The organism is Bradyrhizobium sp. CFUWI (assembly GCF_056429085.1).
In genome coordinates this window covers 1-25005 of record NZ_JBWJZE010000026.1, presented here as the reverse complement: position 1 = coordinate 25005, position 25005 = coordinate 1, and the positions used below count along the sequence as shown (strand labels likewise).

General features: G+C 64.7%; 24 protein-coding genes and 1 pseudogene. 16 read left to right on the top strand and 9 right to left on the bottom strand.

Annotated elements, in window-relative coordinates:
- The first annotated feature begins 178 nt into the window (after positions 1-178).
- The 3 genes from AC066S_RS34005 (at position 179) to AC066S_RS33995 (ending at position 2387) form a co-directional block, all read left to right on the top strand.
- Positions 179-1570: a TAXI family TRAP transporter solute-binding subunit gene (locus tag AC066S_RS34005; RefSeq protein ID WP_478271707.1), complete on the top strand. Its 1392-nt coding sequence runs from the start codon at positions 179-181 to the stop codon at positions 1568-1570.
- A 233-nt stretch (positions 1571-1803) separates the two neighbouring features.
- Positions 1804-2031, top strand: a complete 228-nt coding sequence (locus AC066S_RS34000) for a hypothetical protein (protein WP_478271706.1) — start codon at positions 1804-1806, stop codon at positions 2029-2031.
- Between the two features lie 173 nt (positions 2032-2204).
- Positions 2205-2387, top strand: a complete 183-nt coding sequence (locus AC066S_RS33995) for a hypothetical protein (protein ID WP_126256616.1) — start codon at positions 2205-2207, stop codon at positions 2385-2387.
- 165 nt (positions 2388-2552) lie between these two features.
- On the opposite strand, the gene AC066S_RS33990 is transcribed toward AC066S_RS33995, so the two are convergent.
- Complete coding sequence (locus tag AC066S_RS33990) at positions 2553-2828, bottom strand: HGGxSTG domain-containing protein (RefSeq protein ID WP_478271705.1); 276 nt, start codon at positions 2826-2828, stop codon at positions 2553-2555.
- Complete coding sequence (locus tag AC066S_RS33985) at positions 2825-3481, bottom strand: hypothetical protein (RefSeq protein WP_478271704.1); 657 nt, start codon at positions 3479-3481, stop codon at positions 2825-2827. The genes AC066S_RS33990 and AC066S_RS33985 overlap by 4 nt, the downstream gene beginning before the upstream one ends.
- Positions 3482-3934: 453 nt before the next feature.
- On the opposite strand from AC066S_RS33985, the gene AC066S_RS33980 reads away from it, so the two are divergent.
- A complete protein-coding gene (locus AC066S_RS33980; RefSeq protein ID WP_478271703.1) occupies positions 3935-4918 on the top strand; it encodes a Bug family tripartite tricarboxylate transporter substrate binding protein in 984 nt (327 codons plus the stop codon).
- A gap of 40 nt (positions 4919-4958) precedes the next feature.
- On the opposite strand, the gene AC066S_RS33975 is transcribed toward AC066S_RS33980, so the two are convergent.
- Positions 4959-5420: an NUDIX hydrolase gene (locus tag AC066S_RS33975; protein ID WP_478271702.1), complete on the bottom strand. Its 462-nt coding sequence runs from the start codon at positions 5418-5420 to the stop codon at positions 4959-4961.
- A gap of 106 nt (positions 5421-5526) precedes the next feature.
- Here AC066S_RS33975 and AC066S_RS33970 point away from each other — a divergent pair, with 106 nt between their 5' ends.
- Entirely contained in the window at positions 5527-6639 is a 1113-nt protein-coding gene (locus tag AC066S_RS33970) for a DUF1236 domain-containing protein (RefSeq protein WP_135167887.1), read from the top strand.
- Between the two features lie 141 nt (positions 6640-6780).
- Here the strand turns inward: AC066S_RS33970 and AC066S_RS33965 are convergent, their stop codons facing one another.
- Entirely contained in the window at positions 6781-7743 is a 963-nt protein-coding gene (locus AC066S_RS33965) for a lytic transglycosylase domain-containing protein (RefSeq protein ID WP_478271701.1), read from the bottom strand.
- A gap of 185 nt (positions 7744-7928) precedes the next feature.
- Between AC066S_RS33965 and AC066S_RS33960 the strand changes: the two genes are divergently transcribed.
- Entirely contained in the window at positions 7929-8972 is a 1044-nt protein-coding gene (locus tag AC066S_RS33960) for a L,D-transpeptidase family protein (protein WP_478271700.1), read from the top strand.
- Here AC066S_RS33960 and AC066S_RS33955 read toward each other — a convergent pair.
- The 3 genes from AC066S_RS33955 to AC066S_RS33945 form a co-directional block, all read right to left on the bottom strand.
- On the bottom strand, positions 8969-9244 hold the full coding sequence (locus tag AC066S_RS33955; RefSeq protein ID WP_135167890.1) for a hypothetical protein: 276 nt from the start codon (positions 9242-9244) through the stop codon (positions 8969-8971). The genes AC066S_RS33960 and AC066S_RS33955 overlap by 4 nt on opposite strands.
- A 77-nt stretch (positions 9245-9321) precedes the next feature.
- On the bottom strand, positions 9322-10179 hold the full coding sequence (locus tag AC066S_RS33950) for a VOC family protein (RefSeq protein WP_478271699.1): 858 nt from the start codon (positions 10177-10179) through the stop codon (positions 9322-9324).
- Between the two features lie 150 nt (positions 10180-10329).
- Positions 10330-11520, bottom strand: coding sequence for a urate hydroxylase PuuD (locus AC066S_RS33945; protein ID WP_478271698.1), 1191 nt, complete (start codon positions 11518-11520; stop codon positions 10330-10332).
- A 232-nt stretch (positions 11521-11752) separates the two neighbouring features.
- On the opposite strand from AC066S_RS33945, the gene AC066S_RS33940 reads away from it, so the two are divergent.
- Positions 11753-13087, top strand: coding sequence for a PQQ-dependent sugar dehydrogenase (locus AC066S_RS33940; protein ID WP_126256606.1), 1335 nt, complete (start codon positions 11753-11755; stop codon positions 13085-13087).
- A gap of 262 nt (positions 13088-13349) precedes the next feature.
- Here AC066S_RS33940 and AC066S_RS33935 read toward each other — a convergent pair whose 3' ends face one another.
- A complete protein-coding gene (locus AC066S_RS33935; RefSeq protein ID WP_126256605.1) occupies positions 13350-14150 on the bottom strand; it encodes an SDR family NAD(P)-dependent oxidoreductase in 801 nt (266 codons plus the stop codon).
- Positions 14151-14410: 260 nt separating this feature from the next.
- Here AC066S_RS33935 and AC066S_RS33930 point away from each other — a divergent pair, with 260 nt between their 5' ends.
- Genes AC066S_RS33930 through cyoD form a run of 4 tightly spaced genes read left to right on the top strand, consistent with a single transcriptional unit; the run spans position 14411 to position 18258 of the window.
- Positions 14411-15244: a cytochrome ubiquinol oxidase subunit II family protein gene (locus tag AC066S_RS33930; RefSeq protein WP_478271697.1), complete on the top strand. Its 834-nt coding sequence runs from the start codon at positions 14411-14413 to the stop codon at positions 15242-15244.
- Complete coding sequence (gene cyoB / locus AC066S_RS33925) at positions 15234-17234, top strand: cytochrome o ubiquinol oxidase subunit I (protein WP_478271696.1); 2001 nt, start codon at positions 15234-15236, stop codon at positions 17232-17234. Before AC066S_RS33930 ends, cyoB begins: the two co-directional genes overlap by 11 nt.
- Positions 17234-17875, top strand: coding sequence for a cytochrome (ubi)quinol oxidase subunit III (locus AC066S_RS33920; protein WP_478271695.1), 642 nt, complete (start codon positions 17234-17236; stop codon positions 17873-17875). Before cyoB ends, AC066S_RS33920 begins: the two co-directional genes overlap by 1 nt.
- Positions 17872-18258, top strand: a complete 387-nt coding sequence (gene cyoD / locus AC066S_RS33915; protein ID WP_126256600.1) for a cytochrome o ubiquinol oxidase subunit IV — start codon at positions 17872-17874, stop codon at positions 18256-18258. Before AC066S_RS33920 ends, cyoD begins: the two co-directional genes overlap by 4 nt.
- 272 nt (positions 18259-18530) lie before the next feature.
- Here the strand turns inward: cyoD and AC066S_RS33910 are convergent, their stop codons facing one another.
- Positions 18531-19319: a thermonuclease family protein gene (locus tag AC066S_RS33910; protein ID WP_478271694.1), complete on the bottom strand. Its 789-nt coding sequence runs from the start codon at positions 19317-19319 to the stop codon at positions 18531-18533.
- Positions 19320-19519: 200 nt separating this feature from the next.
- On the opposite strand from AC066S_RS33910, the gene AC066S_RS33905 reads away from it, so the two are divergent.
- From AC066S_RS33905 to AC066S_RS33885, 5 genes and pseudogenes are all read left to right on the top strand, one after another.
- Complete coding sequence (locus tag AC066S_RS33905) at positions 19520-21118, top strand: GMC family oxidoreductase (RefSeq protein WP_478271693.1); 1599 nt, start codon at positions 19520-19522, stop codon at positions 21116-21118.
- A 222-nt stretch (positions 21119-21340) separates the two neighbouring features.
- Positions 21341-21790 carry a gluconate 2-dehydrogenase subunit 3 family protein gene (locus AC066S_RS33900; RefSeq protein WP_135167899.1) on the top strand — a complete coding sequence of 150 codons (450 nt, stop codon included), beginning with the start codon at positions 21341-21343 and terminating at the stop codon, positions 21788-21790.
- 92 nt (positions 21791-21882) lie between these two features.
- A complete protein-coding gene (locus tag AC066S_RS33895; RefSeq protein WP_126256595.1) occupies positions 21883-22902 on the top strand; it encodes a S1C family serine protease in 1020 nt (339 codons plus the stop codon).
- Between the two features lie 58 nt (positions 22903-22960).
- A complete protein-coding gene (locus AC066S_RS33890) occupies positions 22961-24691 on the top strand; it encodes an FAD-dependent oxidoreductase (protein ID WP_478271692.1) in 1731 nt (576 codons plus the stop codon).
- 193 nt (positions 24692-24884) lie between these two features.
- Positions 24885-25005 (top strand): annotated as a pseudogene (locus tag AC066S_RS33885) (IS481 family transposase); the annotation flags it as partial.

The window sequence follows — 25005 nt, the reverse complement described above, 5'->3', positions numbered from 1 at the left end:
CGTTGAGCAGGTGCCTCTGGACCGTCATGGCGAAGTGCCGGGCAGGTGGTATTGTCGGCCTCGGGCGGCCCTTCTGAACCAGGACGGCCGCCAGACGTTGTATTCGGGGAAACGTGGCATCCTGCCGGGTAGACGCGCCTTCCCTTGCCGTCAGCGGCGGCCCGAAAGTACAAGTCAGATGACAAGCGAGACGGCCCGTCGGGAGCGGAGGAGGAGCAATTCCTTGCTTTTGGCTCTTGCCGTGGGATTCCTCGTCTTTGGCGGCGCGGCGGGCGCACTCTATTCTGCGTTGCGGCCGGACGTCCTCCGGATCGCCGTTGGTCCCCCAGGCAGCGACGACCACAAAGTCATTCAGGCGATGGCCGAGGCCTTCGGCGGCGAAAGCCGGACTGTCAGGCTGCTCCCGATCAAGACCGATGGAGCGGTGGAGTCTCTCGCTCTGCTTGGGGCTGGCAAGGCCGACCTTGCTGTCGGGCGGGGCGATCTGGACATGCCCGCCGAGGCACAGACCGTTGCCGTCGTACGTAAGAACTTCGTCGTGCTGTGGGCTCCGTCTGGAGCCGCGGGCAAGAGCTCGAAAAGAAAGCCTTCGCCCAGAATCAAGGAGGTCGGCGATCTCGCAGGGCGCCGCGTCGGCGTGATCGGCCGGACCCCGGTCAACGCCGCATTGCTCCGCGTCATCCTGAGCGCCTCCGGAGTAGAGTCGGACAAGGTCGTCGTGACACACTTTAGTACGGACCAGATCGAAGAGCTGGCGCGCGATCCGACCCTCGATGCATTCATGGCCGTGGGGCCGCTCGACAGCAAAATCACATCCGATGCCGTGGCTGCAACGGCCCGGGTGCGCGGCGCGCCGAAGTTTCTCGCCATCGAGACATCGGAAGCGATCGCCCTCAAGCACCCCCGGTACGAATCGGAGGAAATTCCGCCCAGCGTCTTCAATGCGGATCCGGCGTGGCCGGACGACAAGGTTGAAACAATCAGCGTCAGCCACCTCATCGTCGCGAGAAAGTCCCTGCCTGAAACGACGATCGCCGCCTTTTTCCGCCAGCTCTTTGCCGTTCGCCAGGCGATTGCAAGGCAGGTGCCGGGTGCAGCGCATATTACCAAGCCGGACGTCGAAAAGGACACCGAACTGCCGGTCCATCGAGGAGCGGCGGCTGTCATCGACGGCAATGAGCGTACCTTTCTTGACCGGTACGGCGATTACTTCTGGTTCGGGCTGCTGCTTCTGTCGGGGATCGGCTCGGCCGCCGCCTGGTTGCGTCGCTATTTGAATCGCGACGAAAGAGAGGAAACCAACAGCCACCGCAAGAGAATCCTGGCCATGGTTTTCAGCGCGCGCACCGCGGGATCGAACCAGGAACTTCTGGATTTGCAGCGCGAGGCCGACGCCCTCATCGGTGAAACGCTCGAATGCTACGATGACGGCGCTATCGAGCAAGACGAACTCGCGGCATTTGCTCTGGTGCTCGGGCTGTTGAGCAATGCCATCGCGGACCGACGAGCCGCGTTGCAGCGCGCCAATTTCGAAACCGTTCGAGGCGCGGCGACGGCGCCGCGAGGATGAGGCGACCATCCGAAACTGCCGCGGTCGATCTCCGCGCGCAAATGTCCCGCAATGCAAAGTCCGAGGGCACAGTCGGGAGGATCAACTTCTGCTTGCGGGCACCCAGCTTCCGACGCGGTCGGCGTGACGGTGACCTCGCCGTTTCGCTCATTCGTGATTCAGGGCCGCGCGGCCCGGGAATAATCGGAACAAAAGCGACGTTGTCGCTCTTAGCTTGGTCAGGAGACCTTCTCATGCTGCGCTCAAGACCGCCACGGGTCATTCGCACAACGCTTGATCTTGCGAATGCGAAGCAGGTCAAGTCCGTTCGCAAGCGCCTCAAGATCTCCGATGCCGATCTGATCAGGATCGTCGATAAGATCGGTAACTCTCTGGCGGCCATAGAGAAAGAAGTTCAGCTCGAAAAGCTCGAGCTCGTTGAGCAGTGCAGCACCAAGGGCGGACACATGATCCCCGGATAGACTCAATCATCCCGTCGAAAAGGAGAACTGAGATGAACGGCCTGATCTACCTCATAGGACTCATCGTCGTGATCGCGGCCATTCTGTCGTTTTTTGGCTTGCGGTGATCGTTCTCATGCGGGCCGACGCGCCACCCATATGGGTGAAGCAGTTGGCGACTTCGTGTGTATCAAATGGATGATTTGCACCAGGTGAATACCATCATCGCCACGACCATTTGCGCGTTCTTCAAAGGACATCCCGACGCCCAGATCGGGACCGAAGAGGCCAAGCTGCTGGCGAAGCAGATTACCCAGGCGCTGGAGGAGGCAGGGCTGCAGATTTCTGCTGCCAATCCAACGAACGCGCCGCCCTAGTCTTTCGGCGGCCAGCCGATGGCGTGACCAAGCCTCGATTGCATTGTTTCGTGAGGGCGAACGCGTCCCGGAATTGGTGACGGCAAGAACGTTGCGGCACCGTCCTACATCTCTTTGCGAAACAAAACGGGTGCCTGAACGCTTCCGCTCTGGCCCTGCTTTCCGTTAACTCGAGTCCAACTCCCCTAGAAGCTTCCCCGCCTCTTCGAGTAGCTCCCGGATCGCCCGTCGCTCCGCGATCCGCTCCTGCGTGAAGGCGCCGTGCTTGTACGCGTTGCGATTGCCCCATGGCGCGCCCGATCCCGGGGCGCCACCGTGCATGCGGCAGCGCAGCTTGCCGCGCACGGCCGGCGCGCGGCAGGCGAGGCCGCCGCGCGTGCTGGCGCCGCAGCGCGGGCTCGCCGCCATCGCGCGCGTGTTGCGGATGCGATCGGCACTCACGCGGTGGCGCCCCGCAACACTTCGGCCAGGTTGGGCTCGGGGTCGCCGGCGTCGCGAGACGGGACCAGTCCCGCGTCTGTCGCGCTGCCCGGCTCGCCGACCGTCAGGTGCGCATGCTGCGCGACATTCCCCACGATTGCCCTGCCGCCATCCTGCACCGACAGATTCTGCACCGTGATCGGACGTTCGCCCTTGCCGCGGTGGCGGTTGAGGGCCTCGATCTGGGCGGCGAAGGTGCGGGCCAGCCGGGTCATCGTGCGCGCGACGCCTTCCTGCTGCGCGAGGTCCTCGGTGAAGGCGAGGCGGCAGGCCGAGCGCATGGTGGCGACGTGAACCGACACCATCTGCGCCGTCAGCATGGCCTCGAGCGAATCCCTGGGCGCGATGCTCTTCATCATCGAGACCATGAAGGCGAGATTGGCCTCGTCGGGCTTCTGCAGGATCACGCTGGCTTTCATCAATTGCTTGAGGATGCCGTGCAGCGCGTCGCGGTCGACGGCGCCGAGCGCCTCGCCCAACAGCCGTTCGCCGGCCTCGGAGTCGGGATGCTGGATCACGATGTGCTCTGGGGTGAGCTTGATCCGTGGGCTCGGCTTGCCGCGGTCATGCTTGGTGACGGGCGTGGTGCCGTTGCGTGTCAGGGCTGTCGTCATGTCGATATCTCCTGGGCCCACGGCAGGCGCGCGGGGAGGCTCGCTGGCGCGAGGCCGACCCGCGCAACTGCCGTGCGGCGGTTTTCGATTTTCAGATGTCGATGAAGGGCTTAAGCGCGATTGAAACCGGCACCATAGCCGGGCAGGCCGGGTTGCTCACGGTTCTCGCGATGATGCCATTATGCCCCTGTTTTGCCCGACGAGTCAAAATCGATTTCGTCACATCCGAAATGGGTGCCCCCTCGCAAGCCCTTGTTTCGACTGGGGCCGTCTACTGTGCATGGGGTTGTTTTCGCATTTTTTGTTTGGAGGAGGTGCGTACCTGCCGTGCTGCGGAATGAAGACGCCCGAACGCGATTGCGAAATCCGGCACGACCGCTATTCATGATCCTTCAATGCGTCGCACCAACAAGCCTGCACAAGCGGCGCTGGTGAGGTCTGGGGAGAGAACCAATGCAACGAACCGTCCGCCTGCTCGCCGCCATCGCCGGATTGTGCGCTGCTGTGCTGTCGACCGGCGCTATGGCGCAGAAATATCCGGTGCGGCCGGTCAAAGTCATGGTCGGCTTCAGCGCGGGCGGACCGGTCGATGTCGTCGCGCGCATCGTCGGCGATCGCCTGGGCAGTAAGCTCGGACAGCCCTTCGTGGTCGAGAACCGCGCCGGCGCCAACGGCATGATCGCGGCCGAAGGCGTCGCGCGTGCCGAGGCGGACGGCTACACCATGCTCGCCTGCAATTCCTCCACCATCACGCTCAACAGGACGCTGTTCAAGGACATCCGCTACGATCCGGAAAAGGACTTCGCGCCGCTCACCACCGTCGTGTCGGCGCCGCTCGTGCTGGTGGTCAATCCGGAGAATCCCAAGACGGCCGATATCAAGACCGTGGCCGATCTCGTTGCCGCGGCGAAGGCCGCGCCCGGTGCGCTGGCCTACGGCTCGGGCGGCAACGGCAACCTCGCCCATCTCGCCATGGAGCTGCTCAGCCAGAAGGCCGGCATCAAGCTGATCCACGTGCCCTATCGCGGCGGCTCGGCCGCCGAGGTCGGGATTCTCGCACAGGAGGTGCTGGCGGTGTTCGATCCGCTCTCCGCCGTGCCGCTGGTCAAGGCCGGCAAGCTGCGCGCGCTCGCGGTGTCGTCGGCCGAGCGGCTGCCGTCGCTGCCTGACGTGCCGACCGTTGCGGAAGCGGGCTATCCCGGCTTCGACATCTCGTTCTGGGTCGGCTTCTTCATGCCGAAATCGACGCCGGCGCCGATCCTCGAGACGCTGCACCGGGAAATCGTCGCGGCGGCCAAGGATCCGGCGATCGCGGAGAAGCTCGGCTCCCAAGGCGTCGTCAGCGTGCTCAGCCCGGCCGACTACGCCACCAAGATCGCGAAGGAGACGAAGGACCTTGCCGAGGTCGTGGCCGCGGCGAACATCAAGGCGGAGTGAGAAGGCCGCTTGCTTGAATTGATCATGATTGCGGTCATCTCTATGCGTCGCCGGCCAGCTGCGCCAGCCGGTCGAGCAGCGGGCGTTGGCCTGCGTTGATCTTCTCCCGCGCCGCTTCGAGCGTGAACCATTCGGCACGATCGACCTCCGGGAAGGTTTGCCGTTGGCCGCTTCGTGGCGGCCATTCCATCTCGAACGTGTTGCTGCGAACGCTGCGCACGTCGAGATCGAGCTCGGCAGCGAAGGCGGTGACGAGCTTGCCGCCGCGCTGCTTGACCTGACCAAGCGCCGTCAGCGGCCCGGACAGCTCGAGCCCAAGCTCCTCGGCGAATTCGCGCCGCGCGGCGATATCAGCACCTTCTTCGTCCGCATATTCCCCCTTGGGGATCGACCATGCGCCGAGATCCTTGTTGCGCCAGAACGGCCCCCCGGGATGAACGAGGAGAACCTCGAGCTTCCGGCGCCTGCGATAGGCGATGATCCCGGCACTCTTCGATGGCATCGCGGGTTCCGTGCAGAAGGGTCCACCTTTCGTTCGGGAAAAAGTGGAACAGGCGGTTTTAGCGCAGGTTAGTAGCCAACGTTCATTTGATAAAAGGGAGTGACCCATGATCCGCCTGTTGGCAACCACGGCCTTGGGGCTGGTGCTGGCGAACGCCGCCTTTGCGCAATCGCCCAGCACGACCACGAAGTCCGATCAGACACCGCAATCCCAGACAAATTCCACAGCGCCGTCCAGCACATCCGGCGCCGCTGATACGCAGCGCACCACATCGCAGCCGCAGCAATCACCGGCGACTGGAACGTCGGCACAGAATACGCAGAGCCCCGCGTCGTCTGGGGCTGCAAGTCCCGGCACGACCAACAATGCGGCGAACAGCACGGATACCTCGCGGCCACAGAGCGGCACCGCGACCTCGAACACGGCCGGCAACCAGCCCGCGCCCCAGCAGAGCGCCAACCCGCCACCGGCCAACAGCAACCAGGCGCAGGATCGGTCCAATCCGCCTCCGACCAACAGCAATCAGGCCCAGCAGGCCCCTGCGGCGTCCGGAACCAACCAGGCCCAGCAGGCGCCGAATGCGCCTGCCAGCAATCAGGCGCAGGGCGAGCGGGCCGGAACCGGCTCGCAGGCGGCCGCGCAGACCGACGTCAATCTCAACCGGCAGCAGGAGACAAGGATCAGCACGTCGATCTCGCGCCTGAACGTTCGGCCTTTGACCAGCGTCAATTTCTCGCTGAACGTCGGCACGGTGGTGCCGCGCGACGTGCATCTCTCGACGCTGCCGCCGGACGTCGTCGAGATCGTGCCGCAATATCGCGGCTACAGCTTCGCGCTGGTCAAGGATCAGATCGTGGTGGTCGATCCGGCGACGTACAAGATCGTGACGGTGTTGCCGTATTCGGGGCAATCCACCGCGACAACGACGACCACGCGCGAGCGCAGCGCCAGCAAGTTCTCCGATCGCGATCGTGAGGTGATCCGCAAGCATGCGAAGATCCGCCCCGAAGGGCGAAGCGAGGCGCGGACCACCGGCAGCACGGCGCGAACGGAGATCCGCGTCGGCGATCGCGTGCCGGACAGTATCGAAGTGGAGGAATTCCCGAGCACGGTCTATCGAGATGCGCCGGGTCTGCGGGAATACCGCTACATCCATCGCGACGCCCGGACCTACGTCATCGAGCCCCGCGAACGGCGCGTGATCGAGGAGATCGACTAGCGGTGAATGTCGGAGCCACTCTCGCGGGTGGCTCCGAGCACTAAAGCGCGATGCGATTAGGATGAATCGTCATCGCGCTTTAGGTTGTTGTTTGAGCATGATCTTTTCGGAAAACCGCTGCGCACTTTTCCGGATCATGCTTTAGCCCGAGGGCCGTTCGCGTGATGCGAAGCGAACGGCGCGGGCCTTCGCGCTCTTTCCGGCCGCGCGCGCTGCAATCATGCTGCGCGCCTTGCCGTGAGCGGACGCATTTTTGCGCAGCAGGGTCGCGAATCGCTTGCGGGCACGATTCTCCGTCAGCCGCGCGGCCAGCTGTTCGGCCTTGCGGATGAAAGCGATCGCGGAAGACGTCAGGTTGACTGGAACCCAGGCCACGTCCTTGGCCTTCGACAGGCTGCCGACACCTTCGCAAGGCGCCTCGCGCGGCAGGTCGATCCGGATCGCAATGGCCTCCGAACGCTCGGTCCAGTCCTCGGCCTTGGTGCCGGTGATGATGCGGACATAGTCGCGCGTCTCGCGTGGCAGCTCACTTTGTTTGGCAAGCCACCTTTGAATGCGGCCCGGGCCTGCATTGTAGGCGGCTGCGGCGAGACCGAGATTGCCGAAATCATCGCGCAGCTTGCGCAGGAATTTTGCCGATGCCGGCAGCGCCTTCATGGGGTCGAAGGGATCGTCGAGCCCGACTTCGGCGGCCGTCTCCGGCATGAACTGCGCCACGCCCTGCGCGCCGGCATGGCTGACCTCGTTGGACTTGAAGCGGCTCTCCTGCCAGAGCAGGCGGGCAAAGAACGGCACGGGAATGCCGCTGGCCTCGGCGGCTTCGCGAAGCGCATGGCAGAATTTATCGGTCGGCGAAACCGACCCCTCGGTGACGGGCTCGCTCGCGCGCAGTGGCTCGATCGTTTCCTCATGCGCCGCGCGCGCGTTGGCCAGCTCGATGGCCTGCACGCTGGCGAGGAAGAGTTCGACCATCGGAACCAGTGGCGAGGCATGATTGTTCTGAAGAATGGCGGTGTTGAAGGTTGATGTCTTCCGGGACGCCGACGGATCGAGGTCGCACATCAGAATCAGGAACGCGGCGCAAGCCGCGACGACAAATCGCATTTGCTGGGACAACCTCGAACTGTGGGAATGAACGGCCAGCGATGCGCCGGCGCTAGGAAGTCCTTAACCTTCCGATTGCGGCAAAGCTGCGATCTCGCCGGTTCCTTCGGTGCTACTACGGTGTTCCCAAAAAGAAACTGCCCGCGATTTTGCGGATCATTGTTTTTCAAATGGGACGAGCGATCATGATGCGATGGATGCTTGGCGTGGTGATGTCGCTGTGGCTCGTCTGCCCGGCGCTCGCGGGCAATCTCGATGCGAAGGCAGTGAACGATGCAGCGCGTCCGGAAAAGCAGCCAGCTGCGGACAAGATCAGCGCGCCGGTGACGAAGCTTCAGATTCTGCTCGATCGTGCGCAATTCTCTCCGGGCCAGATCGACGGCAAGCTCGGCGAGAACGCGCAGAAGGCGCTGAAGGCGTTCGCCGAGCAGAACGGACTTGGCTTCGACAAGACCATCGCCGCTGAACTCTGGGACAAGCTGAACGCAACCAGCGAAGGCCCTGTCCTCGTCGACTACAAGATCACCGACGCGGATGCGAAGGGGCCATTCCTCAAGAAGCTGCCAACCAAGCTCGAGGAGATGAAGTCGCTGGAGGCGCTGAGCTACACCAGCCCGCTCGAAGGGCTCGCTGAAAAATTCCACATGAGCGAAGAGCTGTTGAAGGCGCTCAATCCGGGAAAGGCGTTCGACAAGATCGGCGAGACGATTGCCGTGGCCAACGTACCGGCGCGTCGGGAGCTTCCGCGCATCGTTCGGATCGAAATCGACAAGGCGCGCGCGACGCTGAAGGCTTACGAGGGCTCTGGTCGTCTGGTCGCGTTCTATCCGGCGTCAATCGGCAGTCCGGATCGCCCGACGCCGACGGGGACGCTGAAGGTCACCGGCACCCATGAGCTGCCGACCTATCACTACAATCCGGAATACAGGTTCAAGAGCGTGAAATCCAAGAGGCCCTTCGAGATCAAGCCGGGTCCCAACAACCCGGTCGGATCGTACTGGATCGGGCTCTCGGCGCAGGGCTATGGCATCCACGGGACGGCGGAGCCGGACAGGGTCAGCAAGTCCGCCTCTCACGGCTGCATCAGGCTCACCAACTGGGACGCGCGCGTGCTCGGCGAGAATGCCAAGCGCGGCATCCCCGTCGTCTTCCTCGATGCGCCGACGGAATCCTCCTCGCAGCAGCGGGACACGGCGGCCCGCAAACGGGCGGCGAATTCGTCGAACTAGTCCTTGGGGAAATCCTTGCGCATCGCAATCTCGGCGGCATCGCCGGGCGACAGCACGGTCTGGTCGAAGGCGGCCTGCGGCTTCGTCATGATGTCGTAGAGCGAGATGCCTTTGATTGGCTTGCCCATCAGCTCGCGGACGCAGTCGGCGAGCGTGCCGTCGTAGACGAGATAGGGCGGACCTCGGTCCTTCTGCCTCTCGCCCTTCAGCGACGGCCACTTCTTCAATTCGGCCGGCGCGTCATATGCGATCGGCGATCCCTCTTTGAACATGCGTTCGGCCCCGGTGGCTAGGATTGCCTGGAATCCTAGAGCCGCCGGGTAAACACACGTTAAAGAATTAGTTCAAATCAATCGGCGATGAAGGCGAGCAGGGTGCCGTTGGCCTTGGCCGGCGGCACGCAGACCGCAGGCCCACTGCGCACGGCAGCCGACCCCAGTGCCTTCTCCGTCGCCGCGAGATCGCCGCTGACGAGCACGAGCGCTGCGCCGCCGCGCTCGGCGAGGCCGGCGAGTGGCACGCCGGGATAGCGCTTTCCGAGCTGCTCCAGCGTGAGATAGACGAAGTCGGCGCGATCGCCGCCGGAGGCCACGGTCAGGGCGCCGTCGGGGTCCGCCTTCGGCGCGCGGTCGATCAGCCGGCCGAGATGCGCGGCGTCCTGCGCCGGCTCGGGCGTTGCGATCAGAATCTGCTTGATCCGCTTCGCCGCGTTGGCGTGCTTCATCAACTCGGGAATCCACACGGTCTCGCGCGTCTTGTGCTGGCAGGCGAAGATGCGAACGCCGCCGGGCGCTTCGGCGGTCGGCCACATGAAGGTGCGGAATTTCGCGGCGGAGACCGTGCCATCAGGCAGCGTCACCGGCCGCTCGAAATCGGTCGGGCCGATCGGCGTCAGGCCGCGGGCGCGGATCTCCTCGGCGCCGGCGGCGGAATCGACCGCGGTGAAGGCGATGCGCTCGATGCCTTCGCCGCGCTTGTCGAGGAAGGCGCGCGCCGGCGCGTTGTGCTCGGTCGCGGCGAGCACGCCGAGCAGCTCCATATAATCGGGATCGAGCATGATGGTGTAATTGCCGGTGCCCATATGCGCGCTATGGGTGCCGCGCGGGGAGACGGTGAAGCCAAGTCGCCGGTAGTTATCGGCGGCCTTGTCGAGATCCTTCACCATGATGACGGCGTGGTCGATACCGATGACGTTCTTGAGAGCCACTGTTCTTTTCCCGCGAATGCAAACCGACATGGACCGCCGCGCCGGCGGCCGCTGATCCTGTCTACGCCGGATAGGCGGCCAAGTCATTTTCAAATCGGCGCGAGATGCGGAATTTCATTTCGCGAAATGCGGCGCCGTTGGATGACCAGGTCAGCGGGCCTGCGCGAGATAGGCGGCGAGGATCGCGCGCTCCTCGCCGGTCATCTCGGTGATGTTGCCCGGCGGCATCGCGCCGGACCAGGCCGCGACACGGCCGATCAAGCGGATGTTGCGATGGATGTGCTCGGGCGTATCGAGCAGGATGCCCTTCGGCGCGGTCACGATCCCGGCCCAGACCGGCTCGGCCGCGTGGCACATGCTGCACCGGGACATCACGATCTCCTCGACAGCGTTGCGCGTGGGTTGTGCTGACAGCGCGCTCGTCCTCACCTCGCGTGGGCCGGCTGCGGAGAGGAACAGGATCGCGATCACGCCGATTGCCGCCACGCCCCAGACCCACCATGGCGATTTGCGCCCGGCGTGCCGCTCGTTGAAGAAATGGCGGATCACCGGGCCAAGCGCCAGGATGATCGCGACGATGATCCAGTTGAAGCGTGTGGCGTAGAGCAGGGGATAGTGGTTGCTGATCATCAGCACGACGACGGGGAGCGTCAGATAATTGTTGTGGACCGAGCGCTCCTTGCTGGCCTTGCCGAGCTTCGGATCGGGCGACTGCCCCGCGATCAGCGCCGCCACGATCTTCTTCTGGTTCGGGATGATCAGCGCGAAGACGTTGGCGACCATGATGGTGCCGATGATCGCCCCGATCTGGTTGAAGGCGCCGCGCCCGCTGAGCACATGGGTGAAGGCATAGGTCAGCGCGACCAGGAACAAATAGCCGCCGACGGCAAAGGGCAATTCGCGCTGCGCGAGCCCGGTGCGACAAGCGGCCTCATAGAGCAGCCATGCCAGCGCGAGGCTCGCGAAGCTGAACAGGCCGGCCTGGAACGGGCTGAGGTCGAGGATCGACTTGTCGACCAGGAACAGGTCGGCCTCGAGATAATACACCACCACCATCAGCGCAAAGCCGGACAGCCAGGTCGTGTAGGCCTCCCATTTGAACCAGGTCAGCTCGTCCGGCATCTGGCTGGGGGCGACCAGATATTTCATGATCCGGTAGAAGCCGCCGCCATGGACCTGCCAGGCCTCACCCTGCACGCCATCGGGCAGGTCGCGTCCCGGCCTGAGGCTGAGATCGAGGGCGATAAAGTAGAAGGAACTGCCGATCCAGGCGATCGCCGCCACCACGTGCAGCCAGCGGAGCAGCAGGCTCACCCATTCCGATATGATGGATCCCCACATGATGCCCCCAACAATCGTGGCGGCGATGCCGCGGCACTGCTGACCGCGACGTGCAGCCGCGCCCTCACATCTGTCGCATCGATCGGCCGCATTTTCCAGTACGATGGAATGCGGCTGATGCACATCGTGCGAGCACGGGCTGACGTGGAATTCGGCGGCGTGTAACCTGCCGCAGACCATTTGCGGGCGATCGACGTTACGTTCGCGACGGGCAGGCCGGGAGGATGACGACGTGAAGAACAGGATTTCGACCGCGGTGCTGGCTGCGGGGATGATCGTATCGGCGACCAGTGCGGAGGCCGAGCCGGTGTTGCAGGGCAAGGACGCTTATGGCGATTGGCAGGCCGACAAGCCCGGCACGACCAGGCTGATCCGGCCGCAGGATCTGGTCAGGCCCGGCGCCACGCGCTCGGTTGCGAGCTCGTCGCGCGTGGTGCCGCGTCCGCCGGAGGCCGCGCTCCGGGTGCCGGCGGGCTTCAAGATCGAGCTGTTCGCCGAAGGCCTGCGCGCGCCGCGCATCGTGCGGGTGGCGCCGAACGGCGATGTCTTCGTCGCGGAGACGCGGGCCGGCACTATCCGCGTGCTGCGCGCCGGCGAGGGCGGCAAGGTTGCGAGCAACGAGGTGTTTGCCAGCGGTCTGCGCCAGCCCTTCGGCATCGCCTTCTTCCCGAGCGGCGACAATCCGCAATGGGTCTATGTCGCCAACACCGACAGCGTCGTCCGCTTTCCCTATCAGGCCGGCGATCTCAAGGCGCGCGGCAAGGCCGAGACAATCGTGCCAAGCCTGCCGCATGACGGCGGCCACTCCACCCGCGACATCGTCTTCGCGCCGGACAACAAGCGCATGCTGGTCTCGGTCGGCTCGCTCAGCAATGTCGCGGAAGGTCTGGGCACGCCGCCGGGCGGATTGGAGGCCTGGGCGAAAGCGCAGCCGCTCGGCGCGGCCTGGGCCAGCGAGACGGAGCGCGCCACCGTGCTCGCCTTCACGCCTGATGGCAGGGAGCGCAAGATCTACGCCACCGGCATCCGCAATTGCGTCGGCCTTGCGATCCAGCCACAGACCGGTCTGCCCTGGTGCTCGACCAACGAGCGCGACGGCCTCGGCGACGATCTCGTGCCCGACTACGTCACCAGCGTGAAGGAGGGCGCGTTCTATGGCTGGCCGTGGTTTTATATCGGCAGCAATGAAGATCCGCGCCATTCCGGCGCGCGGCCGGACCTCAAGGACAAGGTGACGGTGCCCGATGTGCTGATTCAGCCGCATTCGGCCTCGCTCGGCATGACGTTCTACCAGGGCACGCAGTTTCCGCAGGAGTACCAGGGCGATGCGTTTGCCGCCGAGCACGGCTCGTGGAACAGGTCGAAGCGCACCGGCTACAAGGTGATCCGTATCAGGATGAAGGACGGCAAGCCGACCGGGGAGTATGAGGATTTCGTCACGGGGTTCGTGGTGAGCGACACGGAGGTGTGGGGCCGTCCGGTCGGCGTCGCCGTGGCGAAGGACGGATCGCTGCTGGTGTCGGAGGATGGGAATGGGACGATCTGGAGGGTGACGCATTCGCGGTGAGCGAACATGCTTCGCCTCTCCCCGCAAGGGCAGGGCAATCGCATATGTCATCGCGAGCGGAGCGCGCGCCTCGTCCTTCGAGACGACCGCTTCGCGGTCTCCTCAGGATGAGGCTAAGTGGCATCGGTGCTCGCTGAAACTGCTGCCGCGCACTCCGTCCTCATCCTGAGGGCCCGCCAAAGGCGGGCGTCTCGAAGGATGGCCGCAGGGAAAAGCTCTCATATGCGATAGCCCTGCCGCGGGGGGGAGGGAGAAGTAGGACCTACCCCCGTCTCACGCTCGCCCCGCCGTCCACCGGCAGGGTCACGCCGGTGATGAAGTTCGCCTCGTCTGACGCCAAAAACAGCGCGGCGTTGGCGACGTCCCACCCCGTTCCCATCTTCTTGCGCAGCGGCACCTTGCTGTCGCGCTCGGCTTCGACCTCGGCGCGGGTCTTGTGCCATTCGCGGGCGCGGGTGTCGACGGCCATCGGCGTGTTCATCAGGCCGGGCAGGATGACATTGGCGCGGATGCCGTATTCGGCGTTCTGGTAGGCAAGTTGTTCGGTGAAGGCGATCATCGCCGATTTCGTCGCCTTGTAGGCGACGTAAGGATAGGTCGTGATCGCCGCCATCGAGGAGATGTTGATGATGGCGCCGCTCTTCTGCGCGCGCATGATCGGGATCACTTCCTTGGCGGCGAGAATGCAGCTCTTCAGATTGATGGCGACGACGCGGTCGAACGCCTCCTCAGTCAGTTGCAGCAGCTCGGCGTCGCCGCCGGACAAGCTGACGCCGACATTGTTATGCAGCACGTCGATCCGGCCCCAGCGCGCCTGCGCGTCTACAACCATCGCCTTGATGTCGGCCGACTTCGTCACGTCGGCCTTGAAGGCCGCGGCGGTGCCGCCCTTCGCGGCGATCATCGCAACGGTTTCTTGCGCGGATTCCAGATGATGGTCGACGCACAGGACCTTCGCGCCTTCGCGCGCGAAGGTGAGCGCGGTGGCGCGGCCGTTGCCCATGCCTTCGCCGGGACTTTGCCCGGCCCCGACGACGATCGCGACCTTGTCCTTCAACCGCATCTCAGTTCACTCCCCGGCACGGGCATCATTCGTCCCATTATTTTCGTGCAGATTAGCAATCGTCCCGACCGGAGAGAAGAGCGTGGCTCCTGCGTACATGTCATTGACATCACATGGAATTGCATGTTGCGGCCGGCCTGTCGCGCATGACTGAGCCTTGCAGTGCAGGGAACCGTTCTGAGGTCGCAGCGTTTGCTGCCGGAGCCTTTCCCGCGCTAGGCTCTCTCCCGGGGGACCTCCCAACCGCCAGTGGCTTGCCGATGAATCTGCTCGATCCGCAAGGGCCCGTGGCTGCGGCCAACAGAACCATTCTGGTCGATTCCGTCTTCATCATGCTCGTGATCGTGGTGCCGACCATTGTCGCGATCCTGGCCTTTGCGTTCTGGTTTCGCGCCTCCAACACCAAGGCGCGCTACCAGCCCGACTTCGTCTATTCCGGCCGCGTCGAGATGGTGGTGTGGTCGATTCCGGCGCTCACCGTCATCCTGCTCGGCGGCGTCGCCTGGATCGGCTCGCACCAGCTCGATCCTGCGGCGCCGGTTCCTGGGACCGGCAGTCCGGTGCGGATCCAGGCCGTCTCGCTCGACTGGAAATGGCTGTTCATCTATCCGGACCAGCGCATCGCTACCGTCAATACGTTGACGGTGCCGGCCGGCGCCGAGCTGAATTTCCAGCTGACGTCGTCGAGCGTGATGAACACGTTCTTCATCCCGCAGCTCGGCAGCATGATCTATACCATGAACGGCATGGTGACGAAGCTGAACCTGCGCGCCGACAATGAAGGCAAGCTGCAAGGCCTGTCGGCGCACTTTTCCGGCGACGGCTTTCCCGACATGATGTTCGACGTCAACGTGATCTCGCCGCTCGCCTTTCCCGATTGGGTGGCGAATACGGCGAAGACCGACGCGGTGCTGAACGAGGCCAGCTACAAGAAGCTGATGCAGCAGGGCATCGAGAGGGGCAGGCCGTCCTATCGTCTCGAAGACCCGCGCCTGTTCGACCTGATCGCGAACCAGCACATTCCGCCGGGGCCGGGCCCGGAGCTGATCTCCGAGGCCGGCCGTCCGCACAGTGGAGGCCATGATGCTCGGTAAGCTCGACTGGTCCGCCATTCCGTTCGATCAGCCGATTCCGCTTGTCGCCGGCGCGGTGGTGCTGGTTGCGATCCTCGCGGTGCTGGCCTGGGTCGTGGCGAAGGGACATCTGCCCTACCTCTGGCACGAATGGATCACCAGCGTCGATCACAAGCGGATCGGCGTGATGTACATCCTGCTCGCTTCGGTGATGCTGCTGCGCGGCGGCAGCGACGCCATCATGATGCGGATCCAGCAGGCGGTCGCCTACCAGTCGCAAGGTTATCTGACGCCCGAGCATTACAACCAGATCTTCTCGGCACACGGCACCATCATGATTTTCTTCGTGGCGATGCCGTTCGTGATCGGGCTGATGAACCTCATCGTGCCGCTTCAGCTCGGCGTGCGCGACGTCGCGTTCCCGACCCTCAATTCGGTCGGTTTCTGGCTGACGGCGACCGGCGCATTGCTGGTCAATATCTCGCTGGTCGTCGGCGAGTTCGCGCGCACCGGCTGGCTCGCCTTTCCGCCGCTGTCGGAATTGTCCTATTCGCCGGGCGTCGGCGTCGACTATTACGCATGGTCGCTGCAGATCTCCGGCGTCGGCACGCTGGTCGCCGGCATCAATCTCGTCACCACGGTGCTGAAGCTGCGCACCAGGGGCATGAACTATCTGCGCATGCCGATGTTCTGCTGGACCACGCTGGCCTCGAACCTGCTCATCGTCGCGGCCTTTCCGATCCTGACCGCCACGCTCGCGATGCTGCTGCTCGACCGCTACCTGGGCTTCCATTTCTTCACGAACGAGGCCGGCGGCAACGTCATGATGTTCATGAACCTGATCTGGGCCTGGGGGCATCCCGAGGTCTATATCCTGGTGCTGCCGGCCTTCGGCATCTTCTCGGAGGTGGTCTCGACCTTCTCCGGCAAGGCGCTGTTCGGCTATCGTTCCATGGTGCTTGCGACGATGGCGATCTGCGTCATCTCCTTCATGGTCTGGCTGCATCATTTCTTCACGATGGGGGCGGGCCCCGACGTCAACGCCATCTTCGGCATCGCCAGCATGATCATCGCGGTGCCCACGGGCGTGAAGATCTACAATTGGCTGTTCACGATGTATGGCGGCCGAATCCGTTTCGCGACGCCGATGCTGTGGGCGGTCGGCTTCATGGTCACCTTCATCATCGGCGGATTGACCGGCGTCCTGCTCGCGGTGCCGCCGGCCGACTTCATGCTTCACAACAGCATGTTCCTGGTGGCGCACTTCCACAACGTCATCATCGGCGGCGTGCTGTTCGGCGCCTTCGCCGGCTTCGAATACTGGTTTCCCAAGGCGTTCGGTTTCCGCCTCGACGAACGCTGGGGCAAGGCTGCGTTCTGGTTCACCTTCCTCGGCTTCTACGTCACGTTCATGCCGCTCTACGTCGCCGGCATGCTCGGCATGACCCGCCGCATGCAGCACTATGATGTCGCGGCCTGGCGACCCTGGATGATCGTCGCGGCGGTCGGCATGGCGGTGCTCACGGTCGGCGTGATCTGCCAGATCGTGCAGCTCGTGGTCAGTATCCGCAACCGGGAGGCGCTGCGCGACCGCACCGGCGATCCCTGGGACGGCCGTTCGCTGGAATGGGCGACCTCGTCGCCGCCGCCGGTGTTCAATTTCGCCTTCAATCCCGACGTGCGCGGCGAGGACGCCTATTGGGACATGAAGATCCATGCCCGGCAGCAATCGCTCGATCACGACAGACCGGACTATCAGGACATCGAGATGCCCCGGAATTCCCCGACCGGCTTCGTCTGCGCGTTCTTCGCCACCATCATGGGCTTTGCACTGATCTGGCACATCTGGTGGATGGTGGTTCTGGGTGGCCTCGGAGCCTGGGCGACCTTCGTCGTGTTCGCCTGGCGCGATCATGACGAATACGTCATCCTGGCCGAGGACGTCGCAACGATAGACCGTATCAATCGCGAGGAACGCCGCGGCCTCGTCAGCATGGCGGGGACAGTCTGATGGCGATGACCGCGACCGCCGGCCACGCGCACACCGATCCGCACCACATCGGCGTCGTCATCGAGCATCCCGGCCCCGCGCCGAAGCGGATCGTGACCGCCTACGGCTTCTGGATCTTCCTGCTCTCCGACATCGTGATGTTCTCCTGCTTCTTTGCAGCCTATGCGGTGCTATCAGGCCAGACCGCCGATGGCCCCAAGGGCTCGGAGATCTTCGAGCAGAGGAACGTCGCGATCGAGACCGTCTGCCTGCTGCTGTCGAGCTTCACCTGCGGCATGGCCAGCATCGCGGCCGATGTGCGCAACCGGTTCTGGTTCTATCTCGCCATGGCCGTGACCTGCGTGCTCGGGCTGATCTTCCTCGTGCTCGAGTTCCGCGAATTTGCCGACCTCGTCGCGCGCGGCTATGGCCCGTCGCGCAGCGCCTTCCTGTCCGCATTCTTCTCGCTGGTCGGCTGCCACGGCCTGCACGTCTCCGCCGGCGTGTTGTGGCTGCTCACCATGATGGCCCAGGTGTTCGCAAAGGGCTTTCGCGCCGATATCTTGCGCCGGATGACGTGCTTTGCCTTGTTCTGGCACGCGCTCGACATCATCTGGGTCGCGGTGTTCTCCGTCGTTTATTTGCTCGGGAGTGGCGCATGAGCGATCAGACCCACGCGCGGACCGACCATGACCTCGCGCCGGGCGAGGAAGAGCAGCATAGTGTCGGCGCCCGCATTCTCGGTTACGTCGTCGGGCTCGCGCTCGCGCTGCTGCTCACGGCGACATCATTCTTCATTGCAGGCACCGATCTGGTTTGGCAGCCCTCCATTCCCGTCGCGCTGATCGTGCTGGCGATCGCGCAGATGGGCGTGCATCTGGTGTTCTTCCTCCACATCACGACCGGCCCCGACAACACCAACAACGTGCTGGCGCTGGCCTTCGGCCTGCTGGTGGTGTTCCTCGTGGTCGGCGGCACAGTCTGGATCATGGCGCATCTGAATGCGAACATGCCGCCGATGGACCAGATCATGCGTATGCAGTGATAGCGCGTGGTTGCGCGATCGGATTGGACTTGGTCGGTTCGGATTCACCTGTCCCCAGCACCGCACAAAAAAGAAGAGCCGCTTGTGATGACAAGCGGCCCAAGTCTAGGGAGGAAACGCCCGAGCAAGGACAATCCGATGAGGATCGTCTGCCAAGGAAACGCTCGCGCAAGCGCTTGCGTACGCATACAAATGCAGCAAGTCCCGGCTTAGCTCAATTCCGGATCAATACGGTGCCGGACTACTACTCACGGCTGCGTGAAGCACTTTGTTCACTTCGGGCGGCGGCAATTATAGGCTTTGCGGAAGCCGGCCGCCTGGGCGTCGTCCTCCGAGCAGAACCAGCGGTCCGGCTTGGTGGTCGCCGGGTAGCTCGGGCAGCCCCGCAAATGATAGATGCCGATATTGCCGGTGACGCGCGCGCGCACCGCAAGCTTGCCCTTGATGCTGCAGCTCGGCGGCATCGTCAGCTCCTCCGGAAACAGCACGGCGCGAATTTCCTTGTCGCGGTCCTGGCGGCAGGCCGAGCCCAGGAGTGCGCCGTCCCTCTTGCCGGCGCGGAAGTCTTGCGGTGCAACAAAGCAGCCCTTCCAGATTCCGGCCGACGCCGTCTTGGCTTCGGACGCCGCCGGCTTGACGTTCGCCCTGATCGGCTCCCGCGCGACGGCAAAGCCAAGCTTGATCAACTGCTCGTTCAGGCTGGCCTTGTCGCCCTCGGCCGTGCAGATCGCCCGATGCCGCTTGCCGAAGCTCTTCTCCGGCCCGACATCGTCGCAGCGCACGGTCCGCTTGTTGATCAGCTTGGCCAACTGGTCGCGCGCCTCGATGCCGCAGGTCCAGGGATCGGCGTGATCGTCGATGCAGACCTGGTCCAGCTCCGGCGCGTCGACGCCGTCGAGCCGGTAGGTGACGTCGCCGAGCTGGATGGAATTGCCGTCGCGGGCCGTCGCGGCGGCGGTCAGCGCGGAGGCTGGCTGGGACGACGCCAGCAAGCCGGGCAAGGCGCAAAACCAAACAAGCGCGAAAGCGCGGGCGGCGGCAAAGACATTTCGGAAGGACATGTGGTCTCGCTATCGATTGCTAGTCTGCCCGTTCCTAGCATCCGGATATGGCGATACCAATGGTCTGCACCCCGCGAAGTGTGACATTCCGGCCTCGCGGCTTTACTCCCCGGCCGCTCTGACCCTATCGTTCACGGGCCTTGCGAACCGTGCAGGCCGAATCGCCCGGAAAGCGGCGAAGGCGGGAGGAACAGGTTGCGATGAAAGACCCCGTGGACGTCCTGATCATCGGCGCCGGCGCTTCGGGCGCGGCGGTGGCGTGGTCGCTGGCCGAGACCAAGATGCACATTCTTTGCCTCGAGCAGGGCGGCTGGATGAACCCGGCGGAATATCCCAGCACGGGCCGGGACTGGGAGGCCAAATTCTACGGCGAGTGGTCGTCGAGCCCGAACGTGCGCGGCCGGCCCGAGGACTATCCGATTAACGACGACAATTCGCCGATCAAGGTCGTCAACTACAATGCGGTCGGTGGCTCGACGGTGATGTACACCGCGCATTGGCCGCGGCTGCATCCCTCCGATTTCAAGGTGAAGACGCTGGACGGCGTCGCCGACGACTGGCCGATCGACTACGACGCGCTGACCCCGTTCTTCGAGGAGAACGACCGCATGATGGGCACGTCGGGCCTCTCAGGCGATCCGCTCTCGCCGCTGACGCATCCGCCGATGCCGCAGCAGCCGCTCGGCCTGTCCGGCGCCATCATCGGCAAGGCCATGAACAAGCTCGGCTGGCACTGGTGGCCGTCGGACACGACGGTCGCGACCATGGACTATGAGGGGCGGGCGCGCTGCATCAATCTCGGCCATTGCACGCCGGCCTGTGCGCAAGGCGCAAAGTCCTCCACCGACATCACCTATTGGCCGCATGCGATCCGGGCCGGCGTCGAGCTGCGCACCCATTGCCGGGTACGCGAGATCACCACCGACGAGAACGGCATGGCCTCGGGCGTGGTCTATTACGACAAGGACGGTGTCGAGCAGTTCCAGCCCGCGCATGTCGTCATCATCGCCTGCAACGGCGTCGGCACGCCGCGGCTGCTCTTGAACTCGGCGTCCAGCCGCTTCCCGAACGGGCTTGCCAATTCATCGGGCCTCGTCGGCAAGAATTTGATGTTCCACCCCTATGCGCAGATCTACGGCTATGTGAAGGAGCCGACCGACAGCAACCGCGCGCCGCCGACCTGCCTGTGGAGCAAGCAGTGGTATGACACGGACCTGTCGCGCGGCTTCGTGCGCGGCTATGGCGTGCAGTTCGTGCGCGGCGCGGGCCCGGTGTTCGAGGCCGTCGTCAGCGAGCAGAAGGGCATTTTGCCCTGGGGCGAGGATCATCACCGTATCTTCCGCAAGCTCAATGGCCATCGCCTGGGTTTCTCCGCGATCTGTGAGGATCTGCCGGAGGAGCACAACCAGGTCACGCTCGATCCCGTGCTCAAGGACAGCCACGGCATTCCCGCGCCGAAGATCGACTACACGATCAGCGAGAACAGCCGAAAGATGATGGAGCATGCACTCGCCCGCGGCCGGGAGGTTCTGGAGACGGCAGGCGCGACCGACATCTGCATCAACTCGCCGATCCCCTGGGGCGGCTGGCATCTGCTCGGCACCGCGCGGATGGGCACGGACCCGGAGCGCTCCGTCGTCAACGAATGGGGCCGCACGCACGACGTCAAGAACCTCTTCATCGTCGACGGCAGCATCTTCGTCACCTCGGGCGGCGTGAACCCGACCTCCACCATCCAGGCCCTCGCGCTCTACATCGCCGACCAGATGAAGCAGCGCCTCGCCAATTTGTTCGATTGATCATGATGTGGACCGAAGCGAGCCGCGAGGTCAGTGCACCTCTCCCGCTTGCGGGAGAGGTCGGCGCGCAGCGCCGGGTGAGGGTTCTCTCCGCTGGGGGAGTCTCTCTGCGGAAGCACCCTCTCCCCAACCCTCCCAGCGCGAGCGAAGCTCGTCGCGCCCCGCAAGCGGGGGAGGGAGCGCACCTTCATTTTGGTCTCAAAGTTTCCACGAGAGGACGACATGGCTGAAGAGCTCACCCTCACGCCGCGGCAGCGCCAGGACCTGCGCACCATCGCCGCGATGATCATTCCCGCCAGTGACGAGTATGGGGTCCCCGGCGCCGACGACCCCGCAATCCAGGCCGACATCCTGGCGACGCTCGGCCGGGACACCAGGCCCGTGGTCGCTGCGCTCGATCACCTGGCGCAGCTCGCGGGAGGGTCGCTCGCGGAGCTCGATGCCGAGAGGCGCGATGCCGTGGCGCTAGTGTTCCGCAAGCACGGCGGCGTGGCCGCGGCAACGCTCGTCCGCGTGGTCCTGCAATGTTATTACCGCGACGACCGCGTGCTGCGCTCGCTTGGGCTCGAGCTGCGCGCGCCGTTCCCCAAGGGCCACGTGCTGCCGGACGGCGACTGGTCGCTGCTCGATCCGGTCAAGGCGAGAGGCGGTTCGCTCAGGCGGGTGCCCTAGCCATCTGGGTAGTCCAGCCCTGCGATCCAGGCGGGCACCTTGCGCGGCAGCGAACAGGCCACCATCTGTGTGGGCCTTCAAGGACTCTTGCCATGCTGGATTTCACTTCAGACATCGTCGATGACACGCCGTCATCGCGAACGACCCCCTCTGCCCCGGTCGATGACCGGGCGTTGCTGGACGCCTATTCCAATGCCGTGATCGACGTCACCGACCGGGTCGGCCCCGCGGTCGTGCGGGTCGAGACCGGGCCGAAGGTGCCGAACGGCCGCGAACGCGGCGGGCTCGGCTCAGGCATCGTGATCTCGCCGGACGGGCTCGTCCTCACCAACAGCCACGTGGTCGGCACCTCGAAGGAGATCCGGCTGCGCGATGTCGAGGGTCATGTCGGCGACGCCCAGGTGCTCGGTGTCGATCCCGATACCGACCTCGCTTTGCTGCGCGCCAACGGCGTGCGCCATTTGCCCTATGCCGCGCTTGGCAATTCCAAGACGTTGCGTCGCGGCCAGCTCGTGATCGCGATCGGCAATCCGCTCGGCTTCGAATCGACCGTGACGGCCGGCGTGGTCTCGGCGCTCGGCCGCTCGATCCGCTCCGTGAGCGGGCGTACCATCGAAGACGTGATCCAGACCGATGCCGCGCTCAACCCGGGGAATTCCGGCGGGCCGCTGGTGTCGTCGCATGCCGAGGTGATCGGCATCAACACCGCCATTATCAACGGTGCGCAGGGCATCTGCTTCGCGGTCGCCAGCAACACCGCGCAATTCGTGCTGTCGGAGATCATCCGCCACGGCTATGTCCGCCGCGCCTATATCGGCGTTGCCGGCCAGACCGCGCCGGTGCCGCGGCGCCACGCGGTGCTGGCCGGCATCGAGAACAAGATGGGCGCGCTGCTCGCGCAGATCGAGCCTGACGGCCCTGCGGCAAGGGCGGGCCTGCTGCCCGGCGACGTCGTGATCAGGCTGGATGGCGTCGAGATCAACGGCGTCGACGATCTGATCCGCGTGCTCGATCGCGACCGCATCGGCCGGCGGCTCGCCATGGATGTGCTGCGGCTCGGCCGCCTGCGGGCGATCGACATCGACCCGATCGAGCGCAAGCCGCAGCGCTAGCTGCGGGCTCACGGCCGAGGTATGACAATGTCATGCCTCGTCCCGGGAACACCGCCGCATGATGCCGGCGCATGAGACCTACGATGTCATCGTCATCGGTGCCGGTGCCGGAGGCATGACAGCGGCGGCGGTGGCCGCTGCCGAAGGCCTGCGTGTGCTCGTAATCGAGAAGACCGCGTTCGTCGGCGGCACCACGGCCTGGTCCGGCGGCATGGTCTGGATCCCTGCCAATGCGAAAATGAAGGAGGCCGGGCTCTCCGACAGTGTCGCGGATGCCGTCCAATATCTGTCGAGCACGGTGCCCGAGCCCGCCAATGCCGGCCTGCGCGCCGCCTTCCTCACGCGCGGGCCCGAGGCGGTCGCCTATCTCGAAGCCAACACGGAAGTTCGTCTCCAACCGGTGAAGGCCTCTCCGGATTATTATCCGGAACGACTGGGCGCGACATCAGGTGGGCGCGTGCTGGAACCGGTTGCTTTCGACGGCAGGCGGCTGGGCGAGGGCTTTGCGCGCCTGCGGCCACCGCTGCCGGAGGTCACGCTGTTCGGCGGGATGATGGTCAATCGTCTCGACATGGCGCATTTGCGCAGAGTTGGAAAATCGCTGCGCTCGACCATGCGCGCGGCGCGGCTGCTTTCGGCCTATGCGTTGCAGCGGCTGCGAGGCCCGCGTGGCACGACGCTGCATCTCGGCAACGCGCTTGCCGCGCGGCTGTACGCCTCGCTGCTGGCGCGGCAGGTTGAAGTTTTCTTCAGCGCCGAGGTCGAAGACCTCTCGATGCAGGGCGATCGCGTCAACGGCGTGGTGATCCGCCATGGCTCTCGCGACCGGCCGATCGCAGCGTGCCGCGGCGTGGTGCTGGCGACCGGCGGCTTTTCGCACGACGCCGTGTTGCGCAAGCGTCTCTTTCCGGCGTCGGCCGGATTTGTCTCGGCGGCCAACATCTCCAGCAGCGGCGACGGGCTGCGGCTCGCGGCAGCGACAGGTGCCGCGCTCAACACAGACGCTACCAGCCCGGCCTATTGGGCGCCGGCTTCGCTATTCGCCAGGGCCGACGGCAGCCGCGGCGTATTCCCGCACATGGTGACCGACCGCGCCAAGCCGGGCGTGATCGCCGTCAATGCGGCGGGCCGGCGCTTCGTCAACGAGGCGCTGTCCTACCATGACTTCGTGCTGGCCATGCTGCGCGACGGCAACGGCGAGCCGGACCGGCCGTTCTACTTGATCTGCGACCGCCGCTTCCTGTGGGTTTACGGTCTCGGCCGCATCAGGCCGTTCACGCGCCTCTATCGGCGTTTTGTGGCGAGCGGCGAGTTGATCGAGGCACCCGATGTCGCGCAGCTCGCCGCCAGGATCGGCGTCAAGCCGTCCACCCTCACGGCGACGATCGTGAACTACAATGCCGATGCGGCGGAGGGCCGCGACCCCGAGTTCGGCCGTGGCAGCACCATCTATCAGCGCCATCTCGGCGATCTCAGCCACAAGCCCAACCCTTGCGTGGCCCCGATCACGCTGGCACCGTTCTTCGCGATGCACATTCATCCGGCCGATCTCGGCACCGCGATCGGCATGAAGGTCGACGCGCAGGCCCGCGTGCTGCGCGCGGACGGCGCTCCGATCGCCGGCCTCTATGCCTGCGGCAACGACATGGGCTCGATCATGAACGGGCATTATCCGGGGCCGGGCATCATGTTAGGACCGGCGCTGACGTTCGGCTATATCGCGGGACGGCATCTGGCGGAGGGGGCGGTGACACGTGAGACCGCTGCCAGCGTGTTGGCGTCGGTTTAGCCATCCCCACCGCTGTCATGCTCCGCGAAAGCGGAGCATCCAGTACGCCGCGGCCCATCGAAGAATCACAGCTGCCTCTGAGTATACTGGATCGCCCGGTCAAGTGTTTAGCCCGGACAGATCACTGACGGGTGTTCGGAGACATAGCTGACACATCAAAATGGGCTGGATTGGTCGATTCGAGAGGCCGTCCATGCCCTGGAACGAGGTGTCGGTGATGGATCAACGACGAGAGTTCGTGTGGCTTGCCATGCAGGAGGGAGCGAACCGGCGTGAGTTGTGCCGGCGGTTCGGCATCAGCCCAGATGTGGGCT